General features: G+C 42.8%; 12 protein-coding genes and 1 pseudogene. All 13 read left to right on the forward strand.

Annotated elements, in window-relative coordinates; translation table 11 throughout:
* Window positions 1-594 precede the first annotated feature (594 nt).
* On the forward strand, window positions 595-723 hold the full coding sequence (locus tag DXD06_RS17710) for a hypothetical protein (protein WP_278308201.1): 129 nt from the start codon (window positions 595-597) through the stop codon (window positions 721-723).
* Window positions 724-836: 113 nt separating this feature from the next.
* Window positions 837-1,865: a glycoside hydrolase family 172 protein gene (locus DXD06_RS07510; protein WP_243000930.1), complete on the forward strand. Its 1,029-nt coding sequence runs from the start codon at window positions 837-839 to the stop codon at window positions 1,863-1,865.
* A gap of 106 nt (window positions 1,866-1,971) precedes the next feature.
* Window positions 1,972-2,889, forward strand: a complete 918-nt coding sequence (locus tag DXD06_RS07515) for a serine hydrolase domain-containing protein (protein WP_117831237.1) — start codon at window positions 1,972-1,974, stop codon at window positions 2,887-2,889.
* A gap of 245 nt (window positions 2,890-3,134) precedes the next feature.
* Window positions 3,135-4,478, forward strand: coding sequence for an MATE family efflux transporter (locus tag DXD06_RS07520; protein WP_117831238.1), 1,344 nt, complete (start codon window positions 3,135-3,137; stop codon window positions 4,476-4,478).
* Window positions 4,479-4,527: 49 nt separating this feature from the next.
* A complete protein-coding gene (locus tag DXD06_RS07525; RefSeq protein WP_117831239.1) occupies window positions 4,528-5,340 on the forward strand; it encodes an alpha/beta fold hydrolase in 813 nt (270 codons plus the stop codon).
* Between the two features lie 323 nt (window positions 5,341-5,663).
* Window positions 5,664-6,350, forward strand: a complete 687-nt coding sequence (locus DXD06_RS07530; RefSeq protein WP_117831240.1) for a PAS domain-containing protein — start codon at window positions 5,664-5,666, stop codon at window positions 6,348-6,350.
* A gap of 4 nt (window positions 6,351-6,354) precedes the next feature.
* Window positions 6,355-6,729 carry a DUF4186 domain-containing protein gene (locus tag DXD06_RS07535; protein ID WP_117831241.1) on the forward strand — a complete coding sequence of 125 codons (375 nt, stop codon included), beginning with the start codon at window positions 6,355-6,357 and terminating at the stop codon, window positions 6,727-6,729.
* A gap of 1 nt (window position 6,730) precedes the next feature.
* Window positions 6,731-7,072: an arsenate reductase family protein gene (locus DXD06_RS07540; protein ID WP_117831242.1), complete on the forward strand. Its 342-nt coding sequence runs from the start codon at window positions 6,731-6,733 to the stop codon at window positions 7,070-7,072.
* The gene (locus tag DXD06_RS07545; protein WP_055067675.1) at window positions 7,073-7,600 is read left to right on the forward strand and encodes an O-acetyl-ADP-ribose deacetylase; all 528 of its coding nucleotides are present in this window, start codon (window positions 7,073-7,075) and stop codon (window positions 7,598-7,600) included.
* A gap of 34 nt (window positions 7,601-7,634) precedes the next feature.
* Window positions 7,635-8,777 (forward strand): annotated as a pseudogene (locus DXD06_RS17965) (site-specific integrase); the annotation flags it as partial.
* Between the two features lie 107 nt (window positions 8,778-8,884).
* A complete protein-coding gene (locus DXD06_RS07555; RefSeq protein WP_022047127.1) occupies window positions 8,885-9,853 on the forward strand; it encodes an Abi family protein in 969 nt (322 codons plus the stop codon).
* Between the two features lie 784 nt (window positions 9,854-10,637).
* The gene (locus tag DXD06_RS07560) at window positions 10,638-11,405 is read left to right on the forward strand and encodes an ABC transporter ATP-binding protein (RefSeq protein WP_117831243.1); all 768 of its coding nucleotides are present in this window, start codon (window positions 10,638-10,640) and stop codon (window positions 11,403-11,405) included.
* Window positions 11,395-13,467, forward strand: a complete 2,073-nt coding sequence (locus DXD06_RS07565; RefSeq protein WP_062304189.1) for an ABC transporter permease — start codon at window positions 11,395-11,397, stop codon at window positions 13,465-13,467. Before DXD06_RS07560 ends, DXD06_RS07565 begins: the two co-directional genes overlap by 11 nt.
* Window positions 13,468-13,479: the final 12 nt, after the last annotated feature.

Consider the following 13,479-nt stretch of genomic DNA (forward strand, 5'->3'; position numbering starts at 1 on the left):
AGCTGATGAAGACGATCGATCAGATACTGGCGGCTGATAAGAACTAGATAAGTCACTGTTCACACCTAACGGTGTTACCAGCAACGATTACAGCCCATTTAAAATGCCTCTACGAGGCATTTTAAATGGGCTGTAATCGTTCAATAATTAATACTATGGCGCATAGCTTGACAGCGTGGTGTCAAGCTTGCGTCTGAACAGTAACGAACAGATAGATTAAAGGGTGGTAAAAATATTTTAGGGATTGATAAATTGAATTCTGTCTGATGCAATTGCTCATGGGTGCTACCATAACGGTAGGCGGTTAGTCCTTCGGCAGAGGGACTGTGACCCTCTGATTACATAGAAACCCGTAAGGGAATCCAAGGAAAGGAGGGCTAAGCCATATGAGTATTGTTGACTTTATTGCAGTAGTAAGCTTCGGCTTAACCTGCTTTGGAATCGGATATTCCTTTGGTAAGGATAATAACAAGACACAAAAATAGCCGCCCACGTCTGGTAAACTAAGCGGCATTTTTGTCAAACTAATTTACTTGGGCTAACCGTCTATCAGTAGCACTCTTTCTATAATTATACTAACACTATATAACTAATATGTCAAAGAATTTATTTCGTAAGAATGTGAAGGTTGAGGACAAGGCTGTGGTTACTGGCAATGCGCGTGTACAGAACGCCAGAAAGGAGATTATCCGGGAAGAAAATGAGAAGGCGCAGACGGAATGATTCTGTAATTCCGTCACTTCATAGGAGATAAATGTTATAGTGAATAGAGAAACGCGATAGCGTAGTAAGCAATAATTTCAGATGATCCAGGTTTGATCAGAGAGGAGAAGAATATGAACAACTATTGTATGATCCAGAACTCCAAAACGTTTGCATTTTCCGCAGAGAATCCAACCGGTGTACGCGCAGGTGGTTCCCAGGGCGGTGACTGCACCAAGCTTCGTCCGACCGTGACGATTCCTGCAGGGGAAACCGTAACTCTGGTAGATGCTGCAGGACCGGGTGTGATCCAGCATATGTGGTTTACCGGATATGTCGGGCACCATTTTATCATCCGTGTGTATTGGGATGATCAGGAATATCCGTCTGTGGAAGCTCCGCTCTCTGCATTCTTCGGATGTGCCTATGATGAAAATTTCGTGGACCGGGATGGCAAATATCCGGTGTTGAATTCTGCCATGATGCTGGTAGCTCCTGGTCGCGGCTATAACAGCTATTTTGAGATGCCGTTCCATAAGAGAGCTCGGATCACGATGGAAAACCGTGGTGACAAGGATGAAAATCTCTATTATATTATCACCGGAGCTTATCAGGAGATTCCGGCGGAGGCTGGTTATTTCCATGCCACCTATCGCCAAGAGCACCCGGTTCAGAAGGGTCGTACCTACACAATCGTTGACGGAATCGAAGGCAGGGGACAATTTGTTGGTGTGACTCTGGCAACTGGTATGAATGGCAACAATACCTGTTGGGTAGAAGGCGAAGCCCGCATGTATCTGGACGATGATCCGTATCCGTCTATCCACTATACCGGAACTGAAGACTACTTCGGCGGTTCCTATGGATTTGGAAATGACATCATCATCAAGAGCTATCAGACCTTCAGCGGCTTATATACCGGCATGTATGCAATCTATGGAGACAACCGGGAATTCTATAACGGACAGCAGAGATTCCTGCTGTATCATTTCCATATTGCAGACCCGATCCGTTTTGAGAATAAGTTTCGTATGACACTCGACAACATGGGCTGGACCGGACCGCGTTACGATGATTACACCAGTGTCGCTTATTGGTATCAGACCCTGCCGTCCGCACCGCTGATGCCACTGCCGACAGATGCAGAGATGTGTATGAGATAATAGAACCAGATTGGAGATGTCAGATAGATTGTTTTTAACCTTGCGACACGTCGCATCGGTTATATCGGACTGACATCAGAGATTTACCGGAAAGGATAGAGGTATTATGTTACTGGAAGAGAAGTTTTTGGAATTTCATCGTTATGCCAGCAGCCACAATCTGCCGCTGGAAGCTATCAGTGTTGGAGATGAGAACAAGGTACTCTGTGAGATGCACTACGCAGCAAATGCACCGAGAAATATTTATTCACATACCAAGAGTTTTACGGTAACAGCAGTTGGACTCGCAATGGAAGAGGGAAAACTAAGCCTGGAAGATCATGTGGCGGAAGTGTTTAAAGATAAACTTCCTTCAAATCCGGATCCAAATCTGGAGAAGATTCAGTTGAAACATCTGCTCTGCATGTCCAGTGGCTTTGGTAAGGCACTTCTGATGAATGCGGACAGACGTCCGGGCGTCGGCGCACCGGATTATGAGAAATATATGATGGCACAGCCGGTTCCTGTGGAGCCAGGCAGTGCATTCTGCTATTCCTCTGCCGACAGTATTCTGGCTGCTCATATGGTAGAACGGGTCGTTGGCAAGCGGATGGGAGAGTATCTGTATGAGAAGCTATTCCAGCCCCTTGATATGGGATGGCCGCTCTGGGAGCATGATCCACAGGGACATCCGAATGGCGGCGGAGGTATGTATCTGACTTGTACCGAGATGATGAAACTGGGACAGCTCTATCTGGCTGAGGGTAACTGGAAGGGCGAGCAGATTGTCAGCAGGGACTGGGTGCAGGAGGTGTCCACCCCGAAATTTACCTTCGAGCCATCTGCAGATCTCTGGCATGTAGGATATGGCTATCAGTTCTGGATCAGTCCATATCCAGGATCCTATCGTGCTGATGGCGCATTCGGACAGATTACAACGATTCTCCCAGAGAAGGGATTGGTTGTTTCCATCCAATGTCCGGAGCGAGGTAATTTCGATCAGGTGAAACGTGCGCTGCATGAACATTTTCTGATGGAATTGTAAGAATAGACTTGCAACAATATGCTATAATTTGCCCAGAAACCGTACTTTTGGCTGAAAAGGCTTAAAATCAAGGCTTTTAGGGAATGTGGATGGGATTTGTCCCCCCATTGTACTCCTATTTTGTAAAACAGTAGGATCATCAACCGGACTTCCCTCGATAAAAAAGAATGTGTTTTACAAATCGGAATTCGAGAAGGTAAGTGAATGGGATACCACGATACAAGATACCATGGAGGAATATGATAATGTCGAAAGACGAGTATTTGATAACCGATACGCCCCTCAAAGCGTTGACGGTTTTTGCAATGCCAATGATTCTTGGAAGTTTTTTTCAGCAAATATACAATATGGCCGACTCTATTATTGTTGGCCAGTTTGTTGGTTCTTCCGCACTTGCAGCTGTCGGTGCATGTGCAGCATTGACCAATGTGTTCATTTGTGTGGCACTGGGAGCCGGTGTCGGAGCCGGTGTGCTTGTGAGCCGTTATTTCGGAGCCAGGGAGTATGGCAAAATGAAAACAATCGTGTCAACCTCCTTAATTAGCTTTTTGCTTCTAAGTATAGTCCTTGGTGTTTTTGGCTTTTTCTTCGTCAACTCGATGATGAGGGGACTGCAAACCCCTGCCGACATACTGGATGATGCAGTACTGTATCTGCGGGTCTATTTTGTGGGCTTTCCGTTTCTGTTTATGTATAACATTCTTTCTACCATGTTCACCTCAATCGGCGAATCCAAAATTCCGCTAGGACTGCTGATTTTTTCGTCCATCCTGAATATTTTAATGGATCTTTGGATGGTAGCCGGGCTAGGTCTCGGTGTGTTCGGTGCGGCTATTGCAACCCTGATTGCACAGGGAATTTCCGCAGTGTTTTCGTTTTTGATTTTCTTTGCACGGATGCAGCAATATAAAAGCCCCTTTAACAGGTTTGAACGGCAGGAGCTGTATTCCATGCTTCGCATTGCGGTGCCGTCGGTTTTACAGCAGTCCACAGTGTCCATCGGTATGATGATTGTGCAGGCAGTGGTAAATCCTTTCGGTACACAGGCACTCGCCGGGTATACAGCAACGATGAGGGTGGAAAATGTTTTTTCATTGATCTTTGTATCCATCGGCAATGCGGTTTCGCCGTATGTTTCCCAAAACCTTGGCGCAGGCAAACCCCAACGCATCAAAAAAGGCTACCATGCGGCGCTGGTGCTGGACGTGTGCTTTGCCGTTCTTGCCTTTCTCGTCATTGAAACGCTACACACGCAGATCTCCTCGCTGTTCTTAGGAAAAGACGGAACGGCGTTTGCCTATCAGGTGTCTGGTGATTATATGAGGTGGCTTGGTTACTTTTTCATCTTCATGGGTATCAAGATGGCAACCGATGGAGTCCTTCGCGGTCTCGGAATTATGCGTCCGTTCCTCGTTGCAAACATGGTGAACCTTGCGATTCGTCTGTCCGTTGCCCTAATCTGTGCACCACGTTTCGGCATTGCCTTTGTCTGGCTTGCGGTACCAGCTGGTTGGCTTGCAAACTTTTTAATCTCCTATGTGGCTCTCAGGAGATCATGGCCGACTGATAAAATGGCATCCATTAGTTAATTTCAAGTTTGGAGAATTGAGAAAATCGGAAGTTTTGGAGAGAAAATCAATGGAAGAAAAAACATATCAGACTCCTTGCGGAACAATCCACTATTGGACAAACGTTTCACACTCGGATGAAATTACCCTTGTTTTTCTACCGGGATTGACGGCAGACCATAGATTGTTTGATAAGCAGATTCAGTATTTCGAGAACAGGTATAATGTTATCGTCTGGGATGCACCGGCACACGCTTCCTCATGGCCGTTTCGGTTTGATTTTGATTTGTTCGACAAGGCAAAATGGCTGGATGATATCTTAAACCAAGAAGGACTTACAAAGCCTGTTATTGTCGGGCAGTCTATGGGTGGATATGTGGGACAGGCTTATGCGCAGCTTTACCCAGACAAAATGACAGGCTTTGTCTCCATTGACTCTGCACCGCTGCAACGAAGCTATGTGACGGCAGTTGAGATCTGGCTTTTGAAACGGATGGAGCCGGTATATGCTCATTATCCGTGGAAATGGCTCCTGAAATCGGGGGCGGAAGGCGTTGCCACGACTGACTATGGTAGAAGCCTCATGCGTGAAATGATGCTAAATTATGACGGAAACCAGAAACGCTATGCACAAATTGCTGGACATGGCTATCGTATTTTGGCAGCGGCCATGGAAAAGAATCTGCCATATGAACTGAAGTGCCCATCTCTGTTAATATGTGGAACTCAAGACCATGCCGGTTCATGTATAAGGTATAACAAAACATGGCACCAAAAGAGCAAAATTCCTTTGAAGTGGATTGAAGGAGCTGGACATAATTCTAATACAGATAAACCGGAATTGATAAACAGTTTAATAGAAGAATTTGCCGCAGGTATTTAATAACAGACAACTCCCAGATTATGTAATCGCAAAATCGGGAGTTGCGGAGGTGATGGTATATGGCAAAACATGAGTTTGGAATTATGATGAATACTCCTCGGCAGAAAAGGGCTTGCATATTGTGGTGTTACACTTGTTCCGCCTTGTTCATTAAAGGCGTTTATTGATAGCATTGCTGATATTCCTGAATTGTGCGAATTAAAGAAACTGTTTAAAAAGGCATTGGACAAAAATAAATGGGTTATTCATTACGGAATTTGATTGAGTAACAACTTCTTGTTTGAAAAATTGAGAAAGTAGTGAAGTTTTAAGGATGACATAAAATGGCGAAAAGTAAGAAGACAAAAATTCATAAAAAGATAGATGGTCAGCTTTTACAGATGAACAAGAAGTTTAGTAATCTCAAGATGAAACAGAAGGATAAGATTACAGGCTGGGTGTATGAAGAATACAAAAAATATGTAACAGAACATGAAAAAGCACCTGATTCATTAGCTGATGAACAGATTGTTAGAGCTGTACTTGATAAGATAAATGAGGCACAAATCTGGATACCAGGTGGAGAGATATACGATTATTATCGGAGAAAGAAACCACAACTTCAGAAGAGGCTTGATAATGAAAAGTTGATTGAGTTTAAATCATATGTCAGATTTTATAAGAGCATTGTTGATCAGGACAGGGCATCCGTTGTTATATGCAATCTCAAACATGAGATTATCTACATGAATCCGGCAGCTGTTACCAGCTATGCGAAGCGAGGCGGCGACAAACTTATCGGAAGAAGCCTGTTAGACTGCCATAATTCGAAATCAAGAGATAGAATACAGCAGGTAGTGGACTGGTTTGCAGCAGATGAAAGCCATAATATCGTTTATACTTTTCATAATGAGAAACAGAATAAAGATGTTTACATGGTGGCACTCAGAGATAAGGGTAAGCTGATAGGATATTATGAGAAACATGAATATCGAAATTCAGAAACCATGAAACCATACGATTTGTGGTGATGATATGACGAAGGATGAATGGTATAGGCAGTTGTTTGATCGACTGGATAATTCCAAGTTTCGAAGCAGTTTCCATCTGAAGCAGAAAGATATTGATTACATAAATGAAAAAGGTCTTGATACAATAAGACAACATGTAAAGGATTTTATTGCAAAGAGAGAAGCTCCGTCATATATAGTAAATGATGGCAAACAGACACCAATGCGTGGACATCCAGTATTTATTGCCCAGCACGCAACAGCAACATGCTGCAGGGAGTGCATCCGAAAGTGGCATAAAATGCAGCCCGGCAAGGGACTAAGTCAGGTGCAGCAGGCAGACCTTGATGCATTCAAGAAAATGTATGGAATAGATGGTGAGATAGAAAAGGAATACTGATATGAATATACAGATATTTGGAACAAAGAAATGCAATGATACTAAGAAGGCGGAGCGTTTTTTCAAGGAGCGGGGCATAAAGTATCAGTTCATTGATATGAAAGAAAAAGGTATGAGCAAAGGAGAATTTAATTCGGTAGCTCAGGCAAATGGTGGACTAGAAAATATGGTTAACTGGGACGGTGAGGACAAGGATTTACTTGCTCTTATTAAGTATATCGCAGATGAAGATAAGCTCGAAAAGGTACTTGAGAATCCACAAGTAATTAAAACACCAGTAGTAAGAAACGGAAAGCAATCAACACTTGGTTATCAGCCGGATATCTGGAAAGGATGGAACTAAATGTACTTAATTAAGACTTTAATGGGAGATATAACAAAAGTAACAGATGTGCAGGCAATCGTAAATGCAGCAAACAACTCTCTTCTTGGCGGAGGCGGTGTAGATGGTGCGATTCATAGAGCAGCAGGACCGGAGCTTCTGGCGGAGTGCAGGACACTTCACGGATGTGAGACTGGAGAAGCAAAGATAACAAAAGCCTATAATCTGCCATGTGATTATGTGATACATACTGTAGGACCTATATGGAATGGTGGAAGGAATAGAGAAGAGGAACTTCTTGCTAACTGCTATTTTAATTCCATGAAGCTGGCAATGGATAATGGAATCAGGTCTATTGCATTTCCTTCTATATCAACGGGAGTATATAGTTTTCCGGTTGAGTTGGCAGCAAAGATTGCAGTACATACAGTAAATAGATTCTTGCAGGGTACTCCAGACAGCTTTGATTTGGTGGAATGGGTGCTGTTTGATACTCACACTGAATCAGTATACGAAGCAGAAGTTGATCAACTGTATAAAATGATATAATCAGAAAGCTGAGTAAGTCAGGATGCATTGAATGCAGATGGAGGATACGAACAAACTTCCAAAGGGCAAAAAGCCATGCCTTTCCCTTCGTGAGTTGGAAAAACAGGTAAACACAGATTTGGATTTATTTGTAAATATCGTGGACGGACAGATGACAGTCTGTGAACTTGTAGACCGATATTTGAAAACAAAGACCGGAGTAAGGCAAAGCACGAAACAGGGATATGTTACAGTGCAGAGATTGCTTGCGAAGGAAGCATTTGGCAAAAAGACAATCCGAAGCGTGAAAACATCCGGTGCAAAGCTGTTTCTTATCAAATTGCAACAGGAAGATGGGAAAAGCTACAGTTCCATTCATACCATCCGGGGAGTGTTGCGACCAGCTTTTCAGATGGCGGTGGATGATGACATTCTGGTAAAGAAGCCATTTGGATTTTAGCTTGCCGGAGTATTAGTAAATGACGCAGTCACAAGAGAGGCAATTACAAAAGACCAGATGAGAAAGTTCCTGAAGTTTGTGCATGACGATGTGGTGTGCTGTAAATACTATGAAGTGGTGTACATACTCTTTCATACGGGAATGAGAATATCAGAATTTTGTGGCTTGACGCTGAAGGACATTGATCTTGAGAATAGAACTGTGAACATCGACCATCAGTTGCAGAGAACATCAGATATGCGGTATATCATAGAAACCACAAAGACGGATGCAGGAACAAGAGTATTGCCGATTAAAGAGGATGTGGCACAGATGTTTCAGGCAATCATTGAGGATAGAAATGCACCGAAAGTGGAGAAATCCATAGATGGATATAGCGGATTCCTATTTTACGATGATAATGGAATGCCACTTGTGGCAATGCACTGGCAGCACCGTTTCAATCATATGGTTGGTAGATACAATGACATCTACCGGGTGCAGATGCCAAACATCACACCTCATGTATGCCGACACACGCATTGTTCAAATATGGCAAAATCGGGAATGAATCCAAAGACGCTGCAGTACCTCATGGGGCATTCAGATATATCGGTTACAATGAATGTGTACACACATATCGGATTCGATGATGCTGAGGAAGAATTGAAACGGATGGAAGAGTTTAGGAAGGCACAGGCGGAGGTTGAGCAGAAGAAAGAGAAAACGATGTCGCAGAAGATGTTTAAGGTAGTTTAATATGGAAAAGAGATGACGCTCCGGCTTAGGCTGGGGCGTTTTTTCTGTGGAAAAAGTAAGTGTTTGGTGCTATAATAAACCTTATAAATGATGAAAGAAGGTTATACATGTTATCAATTTACCAGTTGATGAAATATTTACGTAATACACACCATATCAATGTTAAAAGCTCACAGACACAAGCACTTAGAAATATGGGCTATTATCATGGATTTAAGGGATATAGATTTATTCGAGAGGATACTAACCGTGTTAATTTTAGCTCTTTGGATGAAATTATAGCACTGAATAAATATGATATGCGACTTAAAACAGTTCTTTATCCTAAGGTAATGTTTATAGAAAATGCATTGAAGAGTTATGTTATTGAGGCTTTATTGGCAGATAGCAAATCTGAGAATTTTGATGTTATTTACAATAAATCATTAACAGCATATAGAAATTATACTCCGGGGAGCCGTGCATATAAAACAGAGTACACGAAGAGAATGAATCTAAAAGGAAAAATAAATGCTGCTCTTGTTCGTGACTATAATAAGAGAAGTGTGGTAGCACATTTCTTTAATAATGATATTACAATACCTGTTTGGGCAATATTTGAAACTTTAGCGCTTGGTGAGTTTGGAACTTTATATGATTGTGCCTGTACAAATGTTAAGCTTTATGTTTCAAATATAATGAAGCTCCCAACTAATTTAGATTCAGATGGCATGAACACAAAGTTCTTTATATTTACAGTTAAAGATTTGCGAAATGCAATTGCTCATAACAATGTGATTTTCGATACTAGATTTAAAACTGGTAAGATTGATCAGCGTCTTGTTACTCTGCTTGAAACTGAAGTAGGAATTTCTAATATTGATTTTAAATATATGGATGCGTATATTATCATGATTACATATTTCCTTAGAAAGATGGGCGAAACTAAAACTGCTTGTAAGCAGTTTGTTGCTTCGTATCAACAGCAGACAGAGTATTTGAGAAATGAATTGCCAATTAACATTTATAATCAGGTGGTTGGTACACAGCATAGACCTAATATGAATGCCTTACAAAAATTCATTAGCAAATCATAAAATTCTTGCATATTTTATGCAGAAGTAGTATATTATATATAAGAATTGCGGTGGATGTCTTCGGATTACACCTGGGAGAACCTGATGCGTCGGGTTCTTTTTTTTGTAAAATTTAGTGTAGCATTCTAAGTAGTAAGACTTTGAGGTGTTACTACCATTTTTACTACTAACAGGTAGTAACAACATGCTCAATCTTGCTCTGATTTGCCACAATCTGTAATTTCAGAGCAAACTACATGAATCCCAGAACCCCTTGCAAAATATGGCATTCCGGGGCAAAACAAGGAGAAACAAAACAATGATAAAAGTACTATTTGTTTGCCATGGCAGTGTTTAATGGATGCTGTGAAAGCCTAGGCTTTAAAGGATTTTTTGATGATTGACGAATAATTTACACCTTATTTATACCTTTGGAAGACCGGATCGGAATAATAGAGAAATAAAGAAATAGATAAATATAACAGGAAGCAATTTTGTCATATTGGAAATAATTAAAATTTGCTGAACCGTGTTGATTTTATTGATTGAGTATAATAAAAGTAAGAACAGAAACTTCCATGTTTGAAGCGGTTACCAGAATTGACAAAGAAATGCAAGTTAGCCAATCCGGTAGTCCAGCATATTTTTTCATTGTCACCCGACGTTTTTACAAAACATATACTTATTCCGCTTGATGCGTCATTCTTGTTCTGAAAACAGGAACAGAATCCTTACAGCGACTGTAAGTGTTATTTATTGTGCTTCTGTGCTATCATTTACCCAGAAATGGATAGGAGGCATTCACATGAAACCAATTTTGAATATTGAAAATCTTACCAAAGTCTATGGGACGTTGCCAAACCAGACGAGAGCACTGAACGGAATCACTTTTCAGGTCATGCCGGGAGAGTTTCTCGGTATTATGGGAAGCAGTGGTTCCGGCAAATCCACGCTTCTCAACTGTATTGCAACTGTGATTCAGCCTACAGGTGGAAGCATTCAGGTGGAGGGAGATACTCTGCAATCCCTCAAGGAAAAGGCTCTTGCCGAGTACCGTGGCAAAGAAGTTGGTTATCTATTCCAGAACTTTGAATTGCTGGACAACCTGACTGGCAGGGAAAATATCCTGCTCCCGACTTCCTTGCATGGGGTAGCCGAAACAGAAAGCAGCCAGCGGCTGAAGCAGTTGGCTGACTATCTGGAAATTTCTGATGTTCTGGATAAGTTTCCGTCCAAGATGTCCGGTGGCCAGCGTCAGCGTGTTGCGGCAGCAAGGGCTCTGATCTTACATCCCCAAATGATCCTTGCCGATGAACCGACGGGTGCGCTGGATTCTAAGAACGCAAGAAGTCTTATGGAGAAGCTGTCCGGCCTGAATCGTGACGAACAAGCTACGATCCTGATGGTAACCCATGATTCCAATGCCGCCAGCTTCTGTAAGCGCATCCTGTTCATCCAGGATGGCGTGATCTTTCATGAGCTTCGGCGTGGAGACGAAAGCCAGCAGGAGTTCTACGGGCACATCCTGAAGGTGATGGCGCAACTGGGAGGGGGCAGCGCAAATGTTCTCTAATCTCATTCTTCGGAACAGTCGCCGCAGCCGAAAGGAAAACGGTCTGTTTTTCAGCTCCCTGGTGATTTCTATTGTTGCATTTTACATGATTCTTTCCATCTCCACTCAAGATGTGATGCTCTTTTTGCAGAAAATGGAGAGTGACGCAGTTGACAAACTCCTGCTTCTGATTCCTGCGTTTTATGGGATGACCCTCGGTATTCTGTTCTTTTTGATCTATTTTGCCTGCAAGTATCAGTTCGAGCGCAGACGGCATGAGTTTGGTGTTTATCTAATGTTGGGGATGCGTAGAAGTAAACTGTTTGGTATGCTTCTGGCGGAAGATTTCCTGACCAGTATTCTTGCCATGCTCATAGGATTACCTGTGGCTGTGGTGCTTTCAGAAATTGTCAGTCTTGTCACCGCCAAGCTGGTAGGCATGGGGATCATCGGTCATCAGTTTTCTTTATCCTGGTTTGCGATTGAATGGACGCTGGCAGGATTTCTGGCAATTAAGCTGACGGCACTTCTGATTTTGAGTGGACGAATCAGCCGCCAGGAGATCGGTACTTTGCTATCCCAGCCAACGAACCGCCCCAAAAAGCAAATGCCATCTGTTATCTATGGACTGGCTGCTATATGCGGAAGTGTGATGTTGGCAGTGGCTTACTACATGGCGATTCAGGGAATTGCATGGACAAAGGTAAGTATGATGGGACTGACTTTGCTGTTGGGCATAGTTGGTACGATGCTGCTTTTCTATGGGATGCGTGCACTGATTGCTTTGATTGTTAAGAAAGGAAAAGGAAATAAGCAGCTTCATGTATTTACCTTCCGGCAGATTCAGGAGAATGTCATTCATCAGTCAAACTCCATGGCCATCAGCTCCCTGCTGATTCTGGCGGCGCTGTGTTGTTTTGGTGCGGGCGTAGGAATTGCAGGAACGAATAACCTGTCTTCTGGCCATGTAATCGACTATACTTTTGAAGATCATACTGCAGAAGATTCATCGCAGGTTCTTCCGAATATAAAGGCAGTCCTGAAAGAAAACAGTTTGGAAAATCAATTTTCAGAGCTTTTTGAAATGAGGGTTGGGCGTATTCGCACCACAGAAGATTATGATAATGCCTACAGCATGGACGCTGTTATGGACTCTCTTCGGAGCCTGCCCCAGTCGGAAGACCGGGATGTCCTTCTGAACAATCTTGGTTATGCCACATACCCATATTTGATTTGTTTATCGGACTATAATCGTTTGTTGGAATTGTCCGGCAATCCGGCTCTCCAATTAGGCGAAAAGGAGGCCGCTGTCTATATTGATACAGAGTTTACTACGGTAAGCCGTACCGCAATGCTGAACCAAGTATTGGCCGGGCATCCCAAGGTGGAACTGGATGGTAGTCCGATTCATCTTACAGGAGAGGTTCAGTCTGTGAATTTGGTCACGGACCGTTCTATAACCTTGTCCTTTGCATTGATTCTTCCGGATGAAGCATTTCTATATTATAGTCAGGGAATGTATGATACCTATGTCAATGCGGTGCTCAGTGAGCAAGCTCTGAATGGAAATAGCCTTATGACTGCATATTTGGATTTGAACGAGAAGCTGGACGAAACTGACATTGAATATGAAAGCTATCTTCAGAATATGGGTCGTCAGCTTTTCTACACCATAGCATCCAGTTATATTACCCTCTATCTTGCGATTGTTTTCCTGGTAGTTGCCAACACCATCGTGGGTGTTCAGTTCCTGATGAGTCAGCAGAAAACCGGGCGCAGATACCAGACTCTGATCCGCCTGGGAGCTACTTACGAAACCCTTTGCCAGTCTGCTGGAAAGCAAATTACCTGGTTTATGGGACTTCCTGTATTGGTTGCGGCTGTCAGCAGTTTGTTTGGAGTCAGGGCGTTATTTACAGGGATACTCTCGTCCCGAACCCGTGGGACAGTGGCTGAAATGATGTTTGTATCTGCTGCTATGATTTTGCTGCTTTGCGTGATAGAATATATTTATATGAGAGTGGTCAAGCGCTCCAGTGATCGGTATTTGCTGACACTGATGCAGCCACAGAGAGAAGAATAATTTGGAAGGAGG

This window comes from Roseburia sp. TF10-5, assembly GCF_003462365.1.
GTDB classification, from domain to species: domain Bacteria; phylum Bacillota; class Clostridia; order Lachnospirales; family Lachnospiraceae; genus Roseburia; species Roseburia faecis.